This window comes from Petrimonas sp., assembly GCF_963921705.1.
Classification (GTDB): Bacteria; Bacteroidota; Bacteroidia; order Bacteroidales; family Dysgonomonadaceae; genus Petrimonas; species Petrimonas sulfuriphila.
In genome coordinates this window covers 870656-890103 of sequence record NZ_OY997410.1, presented here as the reverse complement: position 1 = coordinate 890103, position 19448 = coordinate 870656, and the positions used below count along the sequence as shown (strand labels likewise).

Below are 19448 nucleotides of genomic sequence, written 5' to 3'. Positions count from 1 at the left end.
TTCTTCTATACATAAAATAACGAGCCAAATTCCTTGGGAACAGGAAAGCTGACCCTCAGGCCCAGCGAAATGGACTTATACTTTTCTTGTACCACAGATTCGGGCTTCGCCAACCCTCTCTCAATAAAATCCACTGCATTTTTCATCAACACATCGTCCTGCATGTATACGGAGAAATAGCTTTCCTCACCGAAGAAGTTCCTAACAATATAGGCAACTAAATGTCGCTCGAACAGCTTCCTGGATTCTTCTATATAATAGGGTCTTGGCCGGACTCCTTTGTTGTCAGCGTAACTTACTAGATTCATCAGCAGAGGCTGCTTGTACAGGTGACGAGCAAGGTCTTCTGCTGATTGAAATTCACTCAATTTATGCTTATGCATATCTGAATAGGTCACAGCATACTCTTGAATGAAATCCTTGTTTGCGATCGTATTAAAATAAGAATTCATGCCGATTGTGTCACGGGCAATAAAGACATCCGGCATTATACCGTCACCTCCGAAAACTGTTCGCCCTCCTTCAGTTTTAAAGGGAATGAGGGTAGACGCTGTATCGGAATTTACGTAATCGCCTTGCATATATCTGTTCAATGCTTCCAGCTCGTATTCATCGTACTTTCCTTTTTCATATTTGCGTTGAATAGAACGTCCAGACGGTGTATAATAACGGGCAACGGTAAGACGCACAGCGGATCCATCGGGAAAATTTCGCTGGCTTTGTACCAATCCTTTTCCAAAAGACCTCCGCCCCATCACCAATCCTCGATCATTATCCTGAATAGCACCGGCAAAAATTTCACTTGCGGATGCACTTAATTCATCAATCAAAATGACGACATCGTCTTCTTTACTCGTTCCCGAACCATTGGCATAACTGTCCTGCCTGGGAAAGTTCCGTCCGTCAGCATAAACAATCAAATCCCCTTTATGAAGAAATTCATTCACCATGGCAACAACAATTTCCAACGAACCACCGCTGTTACCTCTCAGATCGATCACGAAAGAATGTGCCCCCTGGCTTTTGAGTTTAGACAGTGCCGATATAAACTCATTGAAAGTGTTGAATCCGAATGTGCCCACCTTGATATATCCGATGGTGTTGGTTTGCATATAAGCAGCCTGAACACTGTTCATGGGAATGTCTCCACGAGTTACGGTTATGTCAATCAGTTTTGTATCATCGTTTCTTTTAATTCCCAGTTTTACTTCGGATCCTTTTTCACCACGAAGCTTTTGCAGTACATCGGCGTTTGTAATTTTCCGCCCTGCAATCAGCGTGTCATTGACATTGACTATCCTGTCCCATTGCTGTATACCTGCCGCCTCCGAGGGACCGCCAGGCACAATACTTGTCACTACGATCGTATCGCTTAATACATAAAAACTAACACCAATCCCCGAAAAATGGCCCTCCAGATCTTCGTTTAAACGCTTCATTTCGCTGGCAGAGATATAAGCCGAATGTGGATCGAGTTCCTGAACAATTTTGGGTAGCGCCTCCTCCACAAGCTGACGAATATTCACGGTGTCTACATACGATTTGTTGATATAGTTAAATATGGCATCAATCTTACCGGTTCCATCCACTTTTCCCGTATTCCCAAATTGCGAATAGATGCTTCCTATAAGAATTCCCAAAGCAATACCCAATCCAACCCATAAAGGAAGCCACGTTTTTATTTTTTTTTCAGGACTCATTATCTTATTCTTGCAACTTAATTTTTCACAAATCAACCGAAATCAACTCTATATCAGCCCTTCTAAGTAATTCTACACCATCGCTCAGTCTGTAAGAATCGGCATAAACGACTTTCCGGATACCTGCCTGAATAATCAGCTTTGCACATTCAATACAGGGAGAAGACGTCACGTACAACGTTGCTCCTTCACTACTGTTGTTGGACCGGGCCACTTTGGTTATGGCATTTGCCTCGGCATGAAGCACATAAGGCTTTGTTACGTTATCCTCATCTTCACAAACATTTTCAAATCCCGATGGTGTTCCGTTGTATCCATCGGATATTATCATCTTGTCTTTTACCAAAATGGCACCTACCTTACGGCGTTTACAGTATGAATTTTCTGACCAGATAAATGCCATCCGCATGTATCGCTTGTCCAGTTCGAGCTGTTTTGTATCTGTCATTATACTTTGCTAACTGCTATTCTATCGCTTTTAAACTCATATCCAAGCTTTTTACCGAATGGGTAAGCGCGCCTACAGAGATATAATCCACACCACACTCCGCATATTGACGGATAGTTTCAAAGGTAATTCCGCCCGACGATTCCAGTTCAACGCGCCCGTCCACAATCTTCACCGCTTCACACGTTTGTTCGGGCGTGAAATTATCCAACATGATCCTATCGACCCCTCCCACCGCAAGGGCTTGGTTAAGCTCATCGAAGTTACGTACTTCAATTTCTATGTTGAGTTGTTTGTTTTTCTCCTTCAAATATTTTTGTGCTCCACGAATGGCGTTTTCTATACCGCCTGCAAAATCCACATGATTGTCCTTCAGCAAAATCATATCGAACAGACCGATACGGTGATTCTCCCCTCCGCCAATTTTTACGGCCTGCTTTTCCAGCATTCGCATCCCGGGTGTAGTCTTGCGCGTGTCAAGCACTTTGGTTTTGGTACCTTCAAGTAATTTCACATATTTCCCTGTAGTAGTGGCTATCCCGCTCATACGCTGCATAATGTTGAGTACCAACCGTTCGGTTTGCAGCAACGATTGGACTTTTCCCGATACAATGAATGCAACATCTCCGGGCTTAACGTATGTTCCGTCATTAATAAGAACCTCCACGACTAATCCTTCGTCGAAACGATGAAAAATCGTCCTGGCAACTTCCACTCCTGCCAAGATACCTTCTTCCTTAATCAAGAGCCGGGCTTTCCCGAAAGCTGTTTCGGGAATGCTGCAGAGTGTGGTATGATCGCCGTCGCCAATATCCTCGGCAAAAGCCAGATCAACGAGTTTGTCCGTCAATTTTTTTAATTCCATTCAAGCTAAATTGGGTTGCTCACTAACAATAACAAAATTCATCCCGTATTGTTAAGAAAACTTGTAAATTGTGAATGCAAAAATATAAAAATAAAAGGTTATATTTGCACTCTGGTTGCTAATTTTACGTAAAAAAAATGTATTAATAAAAGATGAAGGTTGTTTTGCTGTCCCTTGGAAAAACCGATGAGGATTTTTACGTTCAGGCGATGGATATATTCAGGAAAAGATTAAGTCATTACCTTCCTTTCGATCTGGAATTTGTCCCCGATGTGAAAAACACAAAAAACTTATCGGAAAAAGAGCAAAAGAACCTCGAAGGGGAAGCCATGCTGAGCCGGATTCAACAGGGCGATTATGTCGTTCTGCTAGATGACAAAGGGAAACAATACTCTTCTGTGGAATTTTCCCGCTATATTGAGAAGAAGTCGCATTCCGTCCCTAAACGGCTTGTTTTTGTTGTTGGGGGGCCTTATGGATTTCCGGACGAAGTGTACAGGCGTGCCAACGAAAAGTTGTCGTTATCGAGAATGACTTTTACGCACCAAATGGTTCGACTGGTGTTTGTGGAACAACTCTACAGGGCAATGACTATCTTGAATGGTGAACCGTATCATCACGAATAATGGAGAATGTTTCATGAAAAAGAAGGCAATAATCCTTTTCTTGTTTTTAGTGTCTGTTTCCGTTTCCGCGCAGGAAATTACCGGAAGCTGGAGCGGAACGCTAAACGTTATGGGAAACAAGCTGCCCGTCGTTTTCCACGTCTCTAAAACCGACAATTCTTACTCCACAACCATGGATAGCCCCGCACAGAACGCATTAGGGTTGCCCACTTCAAAGACTTCTTTTGTTGAAAATAAACTCGAGATTGTAGCAACAGGATTGGGCATTTTTTATCAGGGAACATTAGAGGGAGATTCCATATTGGGAACGTTCAATCAGGGCGGGATACCCTTCCCTTTGGTTCTCAAGTCGACTGGTAAACCGGTCCTAAACCGCCCACAGGAACCCCAACCCCCATTTCCGTACAAAACGGAAGAGGTGAAATTCATCCATAAAAAAGACAGCATTGAACTTGCCGGGACACTCTCTGTCCCCGATTCTGCAGGAACATTCCCGGCAGTGATACTGATTGCAGGCAGCGGACCACACGACAGGGACGAAACCATTTTCGGGCACAAACCGTTCTTGGTGATTGCCGATCATCTGACGCGAAAAGGATTCGTCGTACTCAGGTACGACAAACGCGGCACAGGACGGTCAACAGGTTACTACCCAATAGCCACCACGCAAGATCTTGCGACGGATGTTGCTGCTGCCGTGGAATATTTGAAGGCACGAGAAGAGGTAGATAAATCGGCCATTGGCCTTATTGGACACAGCGAAGGCGGTGTGATCGCGCCCATGGTGGCATCGAAAAACCGGGACATCAAATTTATCGTCCTTATGGCAGGAATGGGAGAACGAGGGATTGAAACCATAATGGAGCAAAACCGTATGGCACTGGAACTGCTCAATATAGAACCCGAAAACAGCGATCAGTCATTAAAGGCGATACGCCAGATGCTTGAAAGCCTTTCGGAATGGAAAGGGACAGAAGCAGACCGGGTAGCATTGCGTGACCAGCTTTCGCAACTTTGGGAACAGTACCCTATTCTCGTTAAAATGAAACTCAAAAAGGATGCTTTTGTCCGCGACCAGTTCAACGCGATCACCACCCCCTGGTACCGCCAGGTGCTGGCTCTGAATCCGGCTGAATACCTGCAAAAGGTAAAATGTCCGGTACTGGCCATTAACGGCGAAAAAGACACACAGGTGCTGGCTGAAAGAAATTTAGGAGCTATAAAATCGGCTTTGGACAAGGGGCGAAATTACCGGTACGAAACAAAAACGTATCCCGGGTTGAATCATCTTTTTCAGGAATGTGAAACCGGCCGAGCCGATGAGTATGGAAAAATCGAACAGACTCTTTCGCCGGATGTTTTGTCGGATATCACGGTTTGGATAAAAAAACAACTAAATAACTGATGTTTCGCAGTTAAAAATGAAGTTGATAATCAGAGGATAAGAGATAAAAAAAGCAGCATATTTTAGCTAATATATCATTGAAAATGATTATCTTAGCGATGGAAACCAAACCATTAAAATATGCTGCAGGACAAAGATATTAAAAAGATTCAAGAGTTGAAAGCGGACTTTACCCCCGGCAGGGTTTCCGCTGAAGATATTTTTAGCCGCTTCAAGGCGTTGAAGCTAAGCGAAGGTCTTTCTGAGTTCAAATGGTTCAAGACCCGGGGATATGATTTTAAAATGGTCCTGGCCCTGCTGGTCTCCATGGTGGTCAGTTCAGACAAGACGGTCAACTCCTATCTGAACAGCCCCACAGGTGAAGGTTCCACCATGGGCAAGGATGTGTTCTATCGCTTGAAGAACAGTTCCATCATATGCTGGCGGATGCTTATGTGGCATCTTGTGCATCGTTTTCTGACGGTGACGTCCAAAGATAGTGATGTAGATGATACCTCATCCCGTTACCTGATCTTCGATGACACCACCCTGTCTAAAACCGGGAAGCGTATAGAGAAGATCGGGAAGGTATGGGATCATGTAACCAACAGCTACGTGCTTGGATTCAAGCTGTTGGTGATGATGTACTGGGACGGTAAGTCCTCCATACCACTGGATTTCAGTCTTCACCGGGAAAAAGGGAAAAAGCAGGAACGCCCGTTTGGGATGACCAAAAAGCAGATCCGCAAGCAATACAGTTGCAAGCGTATCAAGGACTCGTACACCGCTAAACGTGTGGAAGAACTGGACACGAACAAGATTCAGATGGTCCTGCGGATGTTTTTCACGGCCATCTATCGCGGGCTTCGTGTTGATTACGTCCTGGTGGACAGCTGGTTTACTTGCGATGCGTTGATACAGGCTATCCGGAGTGTGAAGGACAAGGAAGTTCACCTGATCGGGATGTACAAGTTTGCAAAGACTAAGTTTGAGTATCAGGGTAAGAGCCTGACTCACGCCCAGATCAATAACATGCTGGGCAAACCCAGGCGCTGCCGTTCCCTGGGTTACCAGTACAAACAGGCCAGGGTGCTGTACCAAGGTGTTGAGATCTGCCTTTTCTTTAGTCGTCGGGGCAAAAATGACAAATGGAAGGTTTTGTTGACGACGGACACGAAACTGACGTTCAAGGGATTGATCGGGCATTACCAGGTAAGATGGGTTGTGGAGGTGTTCAATCGAGAATCGAAGCAATTGTTGAACCTGGGAAGATGTCAATCCAGTAACTTTGACGCCCAGGTAGCAGAAACGACCATCAGCATGATAGCCTATCTGTTATTGACACTGCGTTTCCGGTACGATAACTACGAGTCGAAAGGGGCACTTTATCGGTCAATGAACGCCGATGTGCTCAGGGAAACACTCGACAGACGGCTATGGGGGCTGTTCATCGAGTTAGTCTGCTCAGTATGCGAGGTATTGGAGATGGATGCCGATGATTTACTTGAAAAAATGTTGGCCAATCCAAAAGCAGAATCCATGATCATTGCACTGTGTTGTTCGGTGATGGTTAAGGACGATTGAGAAATTGTAAAATATAAAATGTTATAGTACAGAGATATAGATAATAATGCATTTCCCTTCTATTTCTTTGTCAATGGTTTGAGGGAAGTGCGAAACATGAGTAAATAACTAACCGAATGGCTACAAAAAAACAAATTTTCACGGCAATGTGGGCGATTATCGTTGTCATAGCGATTGCCTCCATTGTCTGCCTGATTGTGCTTCCGAAATGGAAAGGCATTTTCCTGGCAAGCGGGGGCGGCTTCCTGATCGTGAATATTTTTATATCCATGTTTTTTATCCAGAACAATTATCGTGATAAAAAATAGCGGGGATCAGTTTTTCGTCAGTTTTTCCAGGTTTATATAAGCCGACAACAGATCGTAGGCGGCTTGCAAGTATTCCTGCAAGGCATTTTGTTCACGCAATTTTTCCGATAAAAATTCACTTTCGAGCGTGTAGCCTTTTTGCAACTGTGCCTGTTTTGCCACTATATTTTGGGTTATCAATTTCATGTTCGATTGTTTCAACCGGTAAGTATTTTTACAGGTTTCCAACCGGGCCAGCTCTCTCGATAATTCTCCCAACCGGTTATTCTTTACATCCCGCAAATTTTCACGCTCAAGCTGCTCCTGTATGCGTAACCGGGAAACCTCTTTTGCCGTGCTCAGCGATCGCGAAATGGGAATCCGAAGCGAAAGAGCCACAAAACTGTTCCCGAACCACCTGTTGGTGTTTCCCAACTTCAACTCTTTCCCGAAATAATTGGCTCCATAATATCCCGATAACGACAACGACGGCGCATATTTCCATAGTGCATTTTTTGTCTTGATCTCAGACAGCGAAACCAACTCAGCCTGGCGGCGTTGTGAAAGAGGGTTTTCGCCGCTTAACACTTTGCCTGACATCATTTTGGAATAAAGCGACTGAATATCATCCGACAACCGTAGCTGATCCAACTTGTCTTCGTCCGGTTCTACTCCCAAATACATCAACAGGTTTATTCTGGAGTTGTGCTGGATATTTTTGGCCTGATGGAAGCGGGCGAGCGAAGCGTTATAATTCATTTCCGCATTGTTCTTGTCTACCAGCGAAACCTTTTCACGCCGGTAAAGATCTTCTATCTCCCGTGATAACGCGGCGTAATAAACCGTATCGGCAGTTATTGCGTCCAGCTGGGTCTGCGCAATCGCACAGTCGATATAGGCCTGTGAAACAGTGGCTCGCAACTCGTTTTCAGCAATTCTGGAATCAAGCTGACTGATTTTCAACTGCTTCTCCTGCTCTGATTTTAATCCCGCTGTTTCGGGATTAAAAATATCGAACGTAACATTTAGCCCCGTTCCCGAACTCCACGGCGTGTTGAAACGCATATACATCAACTCGTCTTCCGGTGCCGAAGGATTGATCATTGATGCAGGGATGGGTGTTGACGGAATAATAATGTTCCGCCGCAGATCGGATGTAACATAAATGTCAGGCAGGTAATCCAGTTTTACTTGCGAAAGCTTATATCCGGCCTGTTGTTCTTTCAACTGTTGCGCGATGAACGTCGGCGAATGATCGAGCGAGTACTTTACGGCCTCTTCCAGCGTCAGTGCATTTAGATTTATCTTTTTCTCCTGGCCCAAAACGGATAAAACGGATACAATCCATGCAAGAGAAAGTATATATGTTTTTTTCATTGTAATGTTTTTGTGAACTTGAAATCTTTATCTGAATACCGACGACGGCTCTACTTTTTTTAGTTTTTGGATGGAAAACATGGAGCTGGCTACCGCAATGATCAGGGTAACGAAAAATAAAAATGCTAAAAACTGAGGGGAGAGATTGATGATGAGTCCGGCTTTAGCCATTCCAAATTTTGTCCCGACCAAAAGAAGCAACGAAACCGCAAACCCCACAACTGCATAAATAAACGACTGGGTTATAACCAAAAGAGTAATGTGTCTACCGGTAGCACCAATGGCTTTCAACGTTCCGTAATCCTTGATCCGGTCGTAAGTGGCGGAATACATCGTCAGCCCGATGATAAAAAATCCACTCACGATAGCAAAAATGACCAACGTTCCGAAACTCATACCCATATTGTTCGCCGTCATTACATTTATTACGGTAGCATTTTTGAGTTCTTCCGACCGCCATGCACGCAGGTCTGGAGCAACGGTATTTATCCGTTCGATGACCTCATCGATTTTCGACTCATCCTTTACCGTCACAATAACTGCGTTGACTGCATCTTCCGAAAAGCCGGAATAGTAACGTGCCGTGGCATCGGTTGTATAAAGCATCGGGCTCGAAAAGCCTTTGGCATTTTTTGTCGTAGCCCCTACAGTAACATTTTTTCCGCTGATCTCGAAACTTGTGCCCTGTTTTACGTCATAACCGAATGTCTTGTTGTCGTAAAAATCGGTGGAAACCGTTCCCTGAAGGAACAGATTGTTCGTGGAACCGGAGTTCAACAGTGATTCCGACGGGCCTGCAGCCAGTTCGGGATACTCGCTTCCAATAATTATTGCCGGCGAACTTTCTCCGTTATCGAATCGGACACTGACATTAGCCATCACCATCCCGTGCGCATCGTCAATCCCTTCTATACTCCTCAGCTGGTTCACCCAACGCTTGTCAAACGGCGAAAGAATATTAGCATTGTTGGTAAGTTTGTTCACGACAAAGACCTGAGAATATTCGGGTTTGGCGTTGTTTATCACACCACCGATAAGTGTTGTGAGGTAAAAGAAAATGCCCAGCTCCAGCCCAATCAGGTAGATACTGATAATAATCCCCAGCAGAATCCCCGTACTTTTGGATTTCTCGAATCGAATGAATTTATAGGCTGTTGCAAACACGTCAACTCAATTTAAATGAATCATACATTCAACCTTAGTATCGATAAGCAAATTGGTGTCTTTGTCGATCGAAATTTCAATCTCGCGTACACGGCGGTCCTGCAAATCTTGTCCGCTGTCGGAAAAGAGCGATTTCTTCTTTAAATCGGGCGAGATACTGAGGATTTTCCCTTGTGCCACCGGTTGAGGATTTCCCGCAACCCTTATCTCACACGATTGCCCCAAAGCCAGGCGGTTTGAGAACATCTCGTCTATCTCAGCCTGTACGATAAGCGGGGCGTCAGGAGCCAGCATCATATACGTTTCATACCTGTTCACGGCTTCGCCTTTTTTCGGAAGAACGTCTAGTACAATTCCGTCCATGGGTGCACGCAAGGATGTCCGGCTTAACTCTTCTGACCTCATATTTTTCTGCGAAACAATTTCGCGAAGCTGAGACTCCTGCAACAAAATATCGTTTTGAAGTTTCTCCTGACCTTGTTTTTCCAAATCGTAATCGTTTTGAAGGTTACGCACATTTTCGCCGGTTACCGCCCCCGCATCAAACAGTTCACGGGCATCGTTCAGTTTTCGCTCTTTTTCCCGTAACCGGGTCAGGCCTTGCTCTTTCATCAGCTCTGCCGATTGTATGGATTTTTGCTGCGTGACTAACCGGCTGTTTATTTCGCTCAACGCCAGCGATGCATCGGTATTGTCAAGGGTAAGCAGTAAATCGCCGGATTTCACCTTGTCACCTGTCGCCACAGCTATTTCAACAACAATACCTGCAACAGGCGAAGCCAGTTTACTGACGCCGCCTTGTGGTACTATTTTCCCAATACCAACGGCCACTGTCACGGGACTCACTTCTACGGAAACCCTGTTTTCGGTTTTGTTACCGCAGCCCACGAGCAACAAAATGAGAAAACAGCCAATGAATAGTTTTTTCATTTGTATCTTGTTTTTAATTAATGATCAAATTCTTCTTCAAACGGCGTATCGCTTATTTTCCCTTCCGAAACGTAAATGGTCCGGTCTGCATATTTCTTTAAGCGTGTATCGTGGGTAACAATAATCACGGCACGGTCTTCGCGTGAAAGCGCTTTTAACATATCCATCACCAAGACGGCACTTTTGTGATCGAGTGAGGCCGTGGGCTCGTCACAAAGAATAAGTTTCGGATCGGAAACCAAGGCGCGCGCAACGGCAATTCGCTGTTGTTGTCCACCGCTGAGGTTTCGGGGCAGGTTCTTTACCCGCGACTGCATATCAAATTTCCGGATGATTGACAGCGATTTTTGCTTGGCTACCTTTCGTGATTCGCCTTTGAGGAGAAGCGGTTGCATCACATTCTCAAGAGCATTGAGCGGAGCCAGAAGATTAAAGCCTTGAAATACGAACCCGATTTCGTTTAGCCGGATTTTCGCCAGTTCTGCCTCTGATAAATGATTCACACACGTATCTCCCAGCCAGACGTTACCGGTTGTGGGATAAATGACGCATCCGAGCAACGAGAGCAAGGTTGTTTTTCCAGAACCCGAAGGACCAACAATCAGGGTTACTTCGCCTTTATTGAATACAGTAGTGGAAGGAGCCAAAGCCACTATCGTGGTGTCTCCCGTTTTGTATTCCTTACCCGCCTCTTCAATTCTTGCTGCAACTTCCATCTCTACTGAATTATTAGAGCACAAATATAATACATTTTCGTACTATATGCTATTTTAAATCAGGATATTTTGTATATTAACACAAGATTTAGTACTTTTACGTACAAATTTAGTCGTTTATGAAACGAGTATGTAAATCAGTTACACCCAAGAACATGACAATACGCGAGTTCCATACGACCTTAATGTAAAAAAAATAAATATTATCGTATGAAATCAAAAAAATTGTTGCTCGAGATAATTGAATTACTGGATCAGTTTGAGAAAACAACTCAATCAACCGAAGTAGAACTTTCGCTGAATGACTTTATTCTTTTTCTGCAACAGAGACGGACAATCAAAGAGAACAGAAACGACACGGTACGTATTGCGCAAAACATAAGTTTCCTGCACCGGTATTCCAAGTTCTACATCAAGAAAGCCCTGAAGGGATCACTGCTCCAAACAGTCGATGAATACACCTACCTGGTAGCATTGTTTAATGAAGAGAGTTTGTCCAAGACAGAGATCAACAACAGGAATGTGATTGAAAAAACTTCAGGCAATGAAGTTATGCGGCGACTTCTGAAAGCGAAGCTTATCGGTGAGCGCCGCGACGAGGAAGACAAGCGCAGGATGCGTGTTTTTATCACCGATAAAGGGAGGGCGGAACTGACGAAGGTTTTTCCCGGGTTGTGGAAGTCTGCCACGATGTTATCCGACGTACTTGCGCCACCGGAAAAAGAGTTGTTTTTGCAGGCATCCGATAAACTTTGTGATTTCCACAAAAACATTTTTATCCATTGCAAGGAGGAGGAGATTGATAGTTTAATATCCAAACTGCCTTTAGTCAATCGGGAAAATCCGTAAATTCGAAGCTCAGGCTGTCAAAGATTTCTTTTTTGGCAGCATCACCCGAAGTTTGAAGATCCTGAATCCCGTCCAAAATCTTTTTTGAAAACGACTCCGCAGTCCTGCCTAGAAAGGTCAATGCACGTTGTGCGGAGAGACGAAGGAAGTAGGACCCGGCACTCAAGTCTGAAATCATTTTTTCCATAATCTCGTTTTGGTTTGTCTTATTGACCAAACCCGACTTCACAATCAACAACCGGGCAAACAACCAGTAACCGCTGGTCCGGACTTCTTCATCTTTCGAATCTGTCCATTTTTGCACCAGCTTGTCCGCAAAGTCTAGTTTCTGGAATAAATTCATAGATACCTGTTCCCGAATTTCGTGATTGGGAATTTCTTTCACCCATTCATCGGCTTTATCCATATCGAATTCATGAACAGGATACAACATCGTTGCCAATATCTTTAACTCACGGGTTTCCTGTCTCCACAAGAGTTCAGCCAATTGAGCATCAATGGGATATCTTTTGGAAAGTTCACGCAGCCGGGGAACATCCACTCCAAAATTCAGCTTGTAATGCAGTCCCTTCTCCCGCATACTCTTAGAAGCGATACCATTCATGGAACGGCGTAAATCCGTTCTGATCTGTTGCAATATCTCATTCATATCTGCTTGTCTGATAAGAATTTTGAGTGCAAATATAGCCTTAAAACCGGATATTTTCAACAATTTTGTTATCTTTGCATCCACAAAACTTCAAAACCACAAAAAGATGAGATTATTGTTAATCAGCAACTCCACGAATCCAGGAGAAGCTTATTTGGATTATCCCAAAGAGCACATTAAGAATTTCCTGGGCGACAGAGCCAAAAACGCTATTTTTATACCTTATGCGGCCGTCACGTTCTCTTACGATGAATACGAAGAAAAGGTGAACAACAGGTTTGCCGAAATCGGACATCACGTAACCGGTATTCACCGGTTTATCAATCCCGTAGAGGCTATTGAAAATGCTGACGCAATAGTGGTCGGGGGTGGGAACACCTGGCAATTGGTGAAAATTCTTCAGGAAAAAGGATTGATGAAGGTCATTCGGAAGCGCGTAAAGAAAGGAACACCGTATATCGGGTGGAGTGCTGGCTCAAACATTGCCTGTCCCACGCTGAAAACCACTAATGACATGCCTATTGTGGAGCCGGATAAATTTAAAACGCTCAAGCTGGTTCCGTTTCAGATAAACCCGCATTACCTGGATGATCATCCGGCCAACCACGGTGGAGAAACCCGCGAGGTGCGCATCAACGAATTTATCGAAGTCAATAGAGATCTTTTTGTCGTTGGACTGCGCGAAGGAACAATGTTATTGCTGGAAGACAAGGAACTGGTTCTTGTTGGAGAACGTAACGCACGTATTTTTAAATTCGGGCAAGAGCCCAGGGAGCTGTCCCACGAAGATGATTTCAATTTCTTACTTTCATAAACAGTCCATTTATGACTCAGCATCTACACCCTACAGGAACAAAAAGCCGTAAATTTACCATAACAGATTTCCTACACGACAGTCGTGCAGTTGGCGTACTGCTCCTGCTTTGCACAACAGCATCACTCATTTTAACCAATTTACCCGGCATCGGCGAAAGCTACAACCATTTTTGGGAAACGGAAATTCCATTCTTACACTCCATACATTTACCACACAGCATCCTGCACATAATAAACGATGCCTTAATGGCGTTATTTTTCTTTCAGGTGGGCATGGAAATCAAGCGTGAAACAGTTATAGGCGAGCTCTCTACACCAAGTAGAATGATGCTACCGATGGTTGCCGCATTGTTTGGCGTTATTTTCCCGGCAATCATTTTCTTAACAGCCACCAAAGGAACGATTTATCAGTCGGGGTGGGCCATTCCCGCAGCAACAGACATTGCTTTTTCCCTGGGAATTTTAAGTTTATTGGGAAAATCTGTCCCGCACTCGATGAAAATCTTTCTTACCGCACTCGCCATCATTGATGACCTCTGTGCTATCCTGATCATTGCTTTCTTTTACGGAAGTCAACCTGAGTTTATGTGGCTATTGGGAGTTGCAGCGTGTATTATACTGATCGTACTGGTAATAAAATATTTACGAAACCCCCTATCCAGAATCTTATATCTTTCACTCGGAGTAGTGATGTGGTATTGTATGTATCAATCGGGTATTCACGCTACTTTTGCAGGGGTGATTCTATCCGCATTGCTTCCTGTAAAAAAGATTCCGGTCTATGAAAAAGTACTTTTGTTTCCTGTCAACTTCCTTATCATTCCCATTTTCGCGTTGGCCAATACCAGCATATTTATCAACGGCTCGGCTATAGCTAATTTGTTGGGCGAATTATCCATCGGGATTATTCTTGGTTTATTAATCGGAAAGCCGGCAGGTATTTCATTGGCTGTGTATTTAATGACAAAAACGCGAATCATCAAGCTGAAAACCAAACCAAACTGGATGTTATACATAGGTGTGGGTATCCTCGCCGGAATAGGTTTTACGATGTCAATTTTTGTATCGATGCTGGCATTCGACGACAAATCCCTGCAAGACACCGCTAAACTGGCAGTACTGGTAGCATCTACTTTATCGATGATAATTGGGTATACCTGGCTGAGAATAGCCCTAAAGAAAAAAAAGGAGGAAAAGCTGGAGAATCTTTCACCGGAAGAGATGATCGCCGGATAAAACGAAAAAAAAGCTGTTCGGATGAGCAGCTTTTTGTTAAATATCTGGTGTAAATTGTAGTTGAAGTAAAGCATTCGGATCAGTTACCGATCGCGATGCTATCACAGAGATACTGGCCTGCGGTTACGCAAGCTTGATTTCAATGTTCTGATCCTGCTGATTCGATTAGTCTGATATACAGCAGATCCTTTGTTGATATTTTGTTCCAAATACTTGATTTGAGACAAAATGTCTTCTTTTGTAAGGTTTTTGATGTTCATAATTTTATCCTTTCTTTAAAAGTTATGATTTATCGGCAACCGTTTACAAGAAACTTTTTTCAGAATAATGTTGATAACCTAAAATTGATTTCTAATAACTCGCTTGCCATTAAAATCAGTACAAAGATAGAGAAAAATATGTTATAAAACATATTTTCTTGATAGATTTTTCACCGCCCATCATAGATAAAGACTATAGATACGTAAGAGTTTAAAGTTCCAGACCTGTACCTTTGGCCTTTTCCTCTTCCAAAATCTGCTTCATAAATTTCACCATCAACGGATTTTCTACGGCCACATTATCGTATTCTCCTCTGTCAATGGTGATATTGTACAATTGGTCTTCAGGATTATTTCCCAACTCGGTATTGGTATGTGCAGAATATGCATTTCCCTTGTTCGGCTCTATATATTTCCAATCACGGGTCAGTAATGTCAAAGAACCGGCAGACCCAATAATATAATCCCTTCCTTTAGGGTCATTGCCCAACCAGGCGGGAAGGTGTTTCTGTGTATCGAACTGCCCGGCTTCGGCAAGATCTATTCCCGCAAGTTCGGCAAGGGTGCCCAGCATATCTATCTGGGATACCAACGCATTGGAAACTCCCGGACAGACGTTTCCTGTCCAGTGAACAATAAACGGCACGCGTGTCCCCGCTTCAAATGTGCTGTATTTTCCACCCCGGAAAGGACCCCACGGTTTATGATTTTTAAGTTTTTCGACAGCTTCATCCTGATATCCGTCATCCACCACAGGACCATTATCGCTGGTGATGATAATAAGCGTATTATCGTAAACTCCGGCTTCTTTGAGAGCACGAACCACCTCACCCACCGACCAGTCGAATTGTAAAATAGCATCGCCCCGATATCCCATATCGGTCTTCCCGCGAAAACGCCCGTGCGGATAACGAGGCACGTGAATATCGTTAGTCCCAAAATAAAGAAAGAAAGGGTTATCCTTATTACGCTCAATAAATCGAATGGCATGTACCGTGATGCTGTCGGCTATGTTTTCATCCTCCCAAAGTGCCGACTTCCCGCCTTTCATAAACCCGATACGAGAAATTCCGTTTACTACTGCCATGTCGTGTCCGTGGCTCGGTTTCAGTTTCGTCAGCAATTCGGGATTGTCTTTTCCGGTGGGTTCGCCGGGGAAGTTTTTGGTGTAACTCACTTCTATCGGGTCTTTGGGGTCTAACCCCACGGCTCGCTGGTTTTCCATGTACACGCACGGTACGCGGTCGCCCGTTGCCGCCATGATGTAGGAATAGTCAAATCCGATTTCTGCCGGCCCGGGAGATACCCTTTCGTTCCAGTTTTGTTTCCCGGTTTCGGCGCCCATTCCCAAATGCCATTTGCCCACGGCACCGGTGGCGTATCCGGCTTCCTTCATCATCTTGGGTAACGTGTATCTGTCTGGTTTAATGATAAGTGCGGCATCTCCGGCTGCAATACCCGTTCCTTTCCGGCGCCACGGGTATTCTCCCGTAAACATGCCGTACCGGGACGGCGTGCTGGTGGCTGCGGCCGAATGGGCGTTTCTGAACCGCACGCCGTTGTTGGCGAGCGCGTCCACATAAGGGGTTTGTACGCGTGTGGCCCCGTAGCACGAAAGATCGCCGTAACCGATATCGTCGGCGTAAATGAGGACAATATTGGGTTTCTGCTGAGCATATAAAGCAGAAAAGGCCGTGGCTCCAAAAGCCAATATTCTAATTTTTTTATCCATACCGGAATTAAATTTATTATTGGTCAAGACTAAAAACGAATGAACTTGACATCTTGTTTTTCAGATAATCCTCAGTAAAGATACTCATGTTTTTCCTGTTTTCACTAAACAAATCGGTTAAAACGGATCTAGTCTGCGATAGCTTTTCCTAATTACCCTTCTTCAGCCTGCTACCTGCAATTGCCAGCAACATGCCGACAGTAAAAATAACGAGTGTTCCCAGAACAATGGTTAAATAATTGTGAAAAACGGTTTGTTTGCTTAACGACATCCAAGCAATGAGCAATACGCCGCAAATCACTCCTACAAAAGCATATGACCCTTTTATCCCACGAGCTATATATCCCAGGAAGAATAACCCCAGCATGCCTCCGCTGAAAATTGCCGCCATGCTCCACCAAGCATCCAACGCGCTCTTCACAGACATCATGGCTAATCCCACACCTACTCCCAATGCTCCCAGGATGACTGATGTGGCGTGCAGGATATTCATTTTCCTCTTTTCGTCGGCTTCACTGTGAGAAGTCACATTAAAAAAATCGGTTAATACAACCGTTGCAGAGCTATTTATGCTGGTAGAGACCGTACTCATTCCTGCAGCAAATATGGCAGCGATCAACAGGCCGGTAAATCCTGCCGGCAAGCCATTCACGATAAAATAGGGAAATACCTGGTCTCCGGTAACCGTTTCCGGAAGCAAACCGGGCTGGGTTTTATAATAAACGAACAACGCCGTGCCAATAAAAAAGAACAATAAACTGACGGGTACATACAAAAGGCCGCCAAAAAGGGCCGAAAAGCGTGCGCTCTTCTCATTTCTGGCCGTCTTATACCGTTGCACATAATTCTGATCAATGCCGTAGTTCTGAAGATTAATGAACAGCCCGTATATGAGTGTTACCCAAAACGTGGGCTCATTCAAAGTCAATCCCAAACTCCCCAGGGAGAATTTATCGTACTCCATTCCGATACGCAACAGTTCGTTACCTCCTCCAGGCATGGATACCATAAGGATTACCAGACAGGCCAATGCCCCGGCAATCAGAATCAATCCTTGTATGGCATCGGTATAAACAATCGCCTTGATTCCTCCTAAAGCCGCATATAACACTACGCAGACTCCTGTCAGGATAATAATCAACGGGATGCTCCAGCCCAGCATGGCATTGAGCGGAAGCGCCAGTAGAAACAGGACAGAGCCGATACGGGCAATTTGTGTTAACAAGTAACAACTCGAAGCATACAATCGGGCCCATTTTCCAAAACGCTCTTCTAAAAAACTGTAAGCTGACGGGCTGTTGATACTCCGGTAGAAAGGGACAAAATACCTTGCAGCAAAAAAGATAGCAACCGGAATGGACAGACTGAATACAAATGAATTCCAGTTTCCTGTATATGCATTGCCGGGCAGTGCCAGAAAACTGATGCTACTTACGTACGTGGCAAAGATAGACATCCCAACCACAAATCCAGACATCCCCTTTCCTGCGGTCATAAAATCACCAGCGGTTTTATTTTTCCGCAAAAATGAACTCCCGAACAGTACAGTTCCTAGGGTAAAAACAAGAAAAATAACGATATCAATAACGGTTAACTGCATAAAGTATAATTAATCTAAAGTGTTTTCTATTGCAAAACCTGTTGCCTTTACTTCCATTTTCCAGGATCGAAAATGGTGGATGCGATGTACCGGTACGGGGTTGAATCTTCATCGTTCGCATTGTTCCAGTAGTAGATCAATACCAATTTCCCGTCTGGTCTTTGTACCATGCGCGGATAACCGGCATCGCGGTTGGCGCCGTCGCCGCTTCTGAGCACAACCTCATCGCTCCAGCTTTCTCCGTTATCCGAGCTGAAACGCACATTTACACGGGAACCGTATACGCTCCGATAAATATAGGCCAAGGCCAACCGTCCGTCTTGCAGTTTGACCAGTGCCGGCGGAGAGCCTCCGTTCCCCGTATCGTTTACAGGATTCTTTAATCTGGCCCACGACTTACCGTTATCGGAGGAACGGTAAGCGGTCAGTAAATCCTGCCTTTCGGCAGTTCTCGTACGAATGATAGTTATCAATTCCGTATCCGATAACCGCAGCGATGAAGGCATAATATCGAATCCTCCCTGCTCATCGGTAATCCACGAGACAAACTCCCAGTTTATACCCCCATCGGTTGTTTTCGCAAAAGCAACACGCCCTTCTTTTTTGTTTGTTTTTGCCGTAGTAAGAAACACGCTGAGTTCCTGATCGCTTTCCACTATGTAATCGGTACGGTTTGCTATTCCTGCCGTACCTAAATCCGGAAAGGAATAGGGGCCCGACCACACACCCCCTTTGTTCATGGAATAATAAAAATGGGTGGGCCCGTTGTTATTGTTATGGCGGACAAATGTAATGATAAAGCCGGGATCGGTAAAGTCTTCCACCGGTGTTTTTAAAGCTACCGGCGTTTCCGCCTTGTCTACAGCGATGCTGTGATCATTCCCCCAAGCCGTTTGCCCCTTTTCGTAAGCGTCCTCTATCGTCCAGGTTTCTCCTCCGTCGGTACTGCGGGCGTATTTATGGTGTGCTGATGACTGGTTATACGTATGTAAGCCGTCGGCCGGTTTATAGTCTGCCTCGACAAATCCCACTAATATCTCATTGTCCCAGATCCATATACCGTTGTTCGCAGGCCAACCGCCATACTTGTTTTCCTGGTAGTAGACAATGCCGTGTTTGATGCCTGACGTTGGCTCCGTATTGTGTTTCTCACTTGGATAGCTGCTACAGGATAGCGCCGTTACTAATAATAAAGTTACAATGGAAAATGATTTCATACGTTTTT

Annotated in this window: 18 protein-coding genes; 7 read left to right on the top strand and 11 right to left on the bottom strand. The window is 44.5% G+C overall.

Going from position 1 to position 19448, the window contains the following annotated elements; all coding sequences use genetic code 11:
* Positions 1–5: 5 nt before the first annotated feature.
* From AACM02_RS03745 to nadC, 3 genes are read right to left on the bottom strand one after another with little or no spacing between them, the layout of a single operon-like run.
* Positions 6–1700: a S41 family peptidase gene (locus AACM02_RS03745; RefSeq protein ID WP_286879787.1), complete on the bottom strand. Its 1695-nt coding sequence runs from the start codon at positions 1698–1700 to the stop codon at positions 6–8.
* 25 nt (positions 1701–1725) lie between these two features.
* On the bottom strand, positions 1726–2151 hold the full coding sequence (locus tag AACM02_RS03740) for a dCMP deaminase family protein (RefSeq protein WP_286849044.1): 426 nt from the start codon (positions 2149–2151) through the stop codon (positions 1726–1728).
* Positions 2152–2164: 13 nt separating this feature from the next.
* On the bottom strand, positions 2165–3013 hold the full coding sequence (nadC, locus tag AACM02_RS03735) for a carboxylating nicotinate-nucleotide diphosphorylase (RefSeq protein WP_339116108.1): 849 nt from the start codon (positions 3011–3013) through the stop codon (positions 2165–2167).
* Positions 3014–3165: 152 nt separating this feature from the next.
* Here nadC and rlmH point away from each other — a divergent pair, with 152 nt between their 5' ends.
* From rlmH to AACM02_RS03715, 4 genes are all read left to right on the top strand, one after another.
* Positions 3166–3639: a 23S rRNA (pseudouridine(1915)-N(3))-methyltransferase RlmH gene (gene rlmH, locus AACM02_RS03730; protein WP_339116107.1), complete on the top strand. Its 474-nt coding sequence runs from the start codon at positions 3166–3168 to the stop codon at positions 3637–3639.
* 13 nt (positions 3640–3652) lie between these two features.
* Positions 3653–5044 (top strand): alpha/beta fold hydrolase, encoded by a 1392-nt coding sequence (locus AACM02_RS03725; RefSeq protein WP_339116106.1) that lies wholly within the window; start codon positions 3653–3655, stop codon positions 5042–5044.
* A 120-nt stretch (positions 5045–5164) separates the two neighbouring features.
* Positions 5165–6607, top strand: coding sequence for a transposase (locus AACM02_RS03720; RefSeq protein WP_339115938.1), 1443 nt, complete (start codon positions 5165–5167; stop codon positions 6605–6607).
* A 116-nt stretch (positions 6608–6723) separates the two neighbouring features.
* Positions 6724–6915 carry a hypothetical protein gene (locus AACM02_RS03715; RefSeq protein WP_214062034.1) on the top strand — a complete coding sequence of 64 codons (192 nt, stop codon included), beginning with the start codon at positions 6724–6726 and terminating at the stop codon, positions 6913–6915.
* 6 nt (positions 6916–6921) lie between these two features.
* On the opposite strand, the gene AACM02_RS03710 is transcribed toward AACM02_RS03715, so the two are convergent.
* The 4 genes from AACM02_RS03710 to AACM02_RS03695 are packed head-to-tail and all read right to left on the bottom strand — an operon-like array spanning position 6922 to position 11081.
* Complete coding sequence (locus AACM02_RS03710; RefSeq protein WP_339116105.1) at positions 6922–8271, bottom strand: TolC family protein; 1350 nt, start codon at positions 8269–8271, stop codon at positions 6922–6924.
* 27 nt (positions 8272–8298) lie between these two features.
* Positions 8299–9435: an FtsX-like permease family protein gene (locus tag AACM02_RS03705; RefSeq protein WP_339116104.1), complete on the bottom strand. Its 1137-nt coding sequence runs from the start codon at positions 9433–9435 to the stop codon at positions 8299–8301.
* A gap of 6 nt (positions 9436–9441) precedes the next feature.
* Positions 9442–10365 carry an HlyD family efflux transporter periplasmic adaptor subunit gene (locus AACM02_RS03700; RefSeq protein WP_214062037.1) on the bottom strand — a complete coding sequence of 308 codons (924 nt, stop codon included), beginning with the start codon at positions 10363–10365 and terminating at the stop codon, positions 9442–9444.
* 17 nt (positions 10366–10382) lie between these two features.
* Complete coding sequence (locus AACM02_RS03695; protein ID WP_214062038.1) at positions 10383–11081, bottom strand: ABC transporter ATP-binding protein; 699 nt, start codon at positions 11079–11081, stop codon at positions 10383–10385.
* Between the two features lie 210 nt (positions 11082–11291).
* Between AACM02_RS03695 and AACM02_RS03690 the strand changes: the two genes are divergently transcribed.
* Positions 11292–11930: a MarR family winged helix-turn-helix transcriptional regulator gene (locus AACM02_RS03690; RefSeq protein ID WP_339116103.1), complete on the top strand. Its 639-nt coding sequence runs from the start codon at positions 11292–11294 to the stop codon at positions 11928–11930.
* On the opposite strand, the gene AACM02_RS03685 is transcribed toward AACM02_RS03690, so the two are convergent.
* Positions 11911–12579 (bottom strand): DNA alkylation repair protein, encoded by a 669-nt coding sequence (locus AACM02_RS03685; protein WP_339116102.1) that lies wholly within the window; start codon positions 12577–12579, stop codon positions 11911–11913. The two genes, AACM02_RS03690 and AACM02_RS03685, sit on opposite strands and share 20 nt — an antisense overlap.
* Before the next feature lie 106 nt (positions 12580–12685).
* Between AACM02_RS03685 and pepE the strand changes: the two genes are divergently transcribed.
* Entirely contained in the window at positions 12686–13393 is a 708-nt protein-coding gene (gene pepE / locus AACM02_RS03680; protein ID WP_286848962.1) for a dipeptidase PepE, read from the top strand.
* A gap of 11 nt (positions 13394–13404) precedes the next feature.
* A complete protein-coding gene (nhaA, locus tag AACM02_RS03675; RefSeq protein WP_214063061.1) occupies positions 13405–14631 on the top strand; it encodes a Na+/H+ antiporter NhaA in 1227 nt (408 codons plus the stop codon).
* Between the two features lie 471 nt (positions 14632–15102).
* On the opposite strand, the gene AACM02_RS03670 is transcribed toward nhaA, so the two are convergent.
* The 3 genes from AACM02_RS03670 to AACM02_RS03660 form a co-directional block, all read right to left on the bottom strand.
* The gene (locus AACM02_RS03670) at positions 15103–16623 is read right to left on the bottom strand and encodes an arylsulfatase (RefSeq protein WP_339116101.1); all 1521 of its coding nucleotides are present in this window, start codon (positions 16621–16623) and stop codon (positions 15103–15105) included.
* A 148-nt stretch (positions 16624–16771) separates the two neighbouring features.
* A complete protein-coding gene (locus tag AACM02_RS03665) occupies positions 16772–18223 on the bottom strand; it encodes a sodium:solute symporter (protein ID WP_332456021.1) in 1452 nt (483 codons plus the stop codon).
* 47 nt (positions 18224–18270) lie between these two features.
* Entirely contained in the window at positions 18271–19440 is a 1170-nt protein-coding gene (locus AACM02_RS03660; protein ID WP_321717918.1) for a sialidase family protein, read from the bottom strand.
* Between the last annotated feature and the right edge of the window lie 8 nt (positions 19441–19448).

Coding starts and splice junctions, on each gene's coding strand:
- AACM02_RS03745 (WP_286879787.1), bottom strand. CDS start 1,700: ATGAGTCCTGAAAAAAAAATAAAAACGTGGCTTCCTTTATGGGTTGGA.
- AACM02_RS03720 (WP_339115938.1), top strand. CDS start 5,165: ATGCTGCAGGACAAAGATATTAAAAAGATTCAAGAGTTGAAAGCGGAC.
- AACM02_RS03665 (WP_332456021.1), bottom strand. CDS start 18,223: ATGCAGTTAACCGTTATTGATATCGTTATTTTTCTTGTTTTTACCCTA.
- nadC (WP_339116108.1), bottom strand. CDS start 3,013: ATGGAATTAAAAAAATTGACGGACAAACTCGTTGATCTGGCTTTTGCC.
- AACM02_RS03670 (WP_339116101.1), bottom strand. CDS start 16,623: ATGGATAAAAAAATTAGAATATTGGCTTTTGGAGCCACGGCCTTTTCT.
- AACM02_RS03710 (WP_339116105.1), bottom strand. CDS start 8,271: ATGAAAAAAACATATATACTTTCTCTTGCATGGATTGTATCCGTTTTA.
- AACM02_RS03695 (WP_214062038.1), bottom strand. CDS start 11,081: ATGGAAGTTGCAGCAAGAATTGAAGAGGCGGGTAAGGAATACAAAACG.
- AACM02_RS03690 (WP_339116103.1), top strand. CDS start 11,292: ATGAAATCAAAAAAATTGTTGCTCGAGATAATTGAATTACTGGATCAG.
- pepE (WP_286848962.1), top strand. CDS start 12,686: ATGAGATTATTGTTAATCAGCAACTCCACGAATCCAGGAGAAGCTTAT.
- rlmH (WP_339116107.1), top strand. CDS start 3,166: ATGAAGGTTGTTTTGCTGTCCCTTGGAAAAACCGATGAGGATTTTTAC.
- AACM02_RS03700 (WP_214062037.1), bottom strand. CDS start 10,365: ATGAAAAAACTATTCATTGGCTGTTTTCTCATTTTGTTGCTCGTGGGC.
- AACM02_RS03725 (WP_339116106.1), top strand. CDS start 3,653: ATGAAAAAGAAGGCAATAATCCTTTTCTTGTTTTTAGTGTCTGTTTCC.
- AACM02_RS03685 (WP_339116102.1), bottom strand. CDS start 12,579: ATGAATGAGATATTGCAACAGATCAGAACGGATTTACGCCGTTCCATG.
- AACM02_RS03660 (WP_321717918.1), bottom strand. CDS start 19,440: ATGAAATCATTTTCCATTGTAACTTTATTATTAGTAACGGCGCTATCC.
- nhaA (WP_214063061.1), top strand. CDS start 13,405: ATGACTCAGCATCTACACCCTACAGGAACAAAAAGCCGTAAATTTACC.
- AACM02_RS03715 (WP_214062034.1), top strand. CDS start 6,724: ATGGCTACAAAAAAACAAATTTTCACGGCAATGTGGGCGATTATCGTT.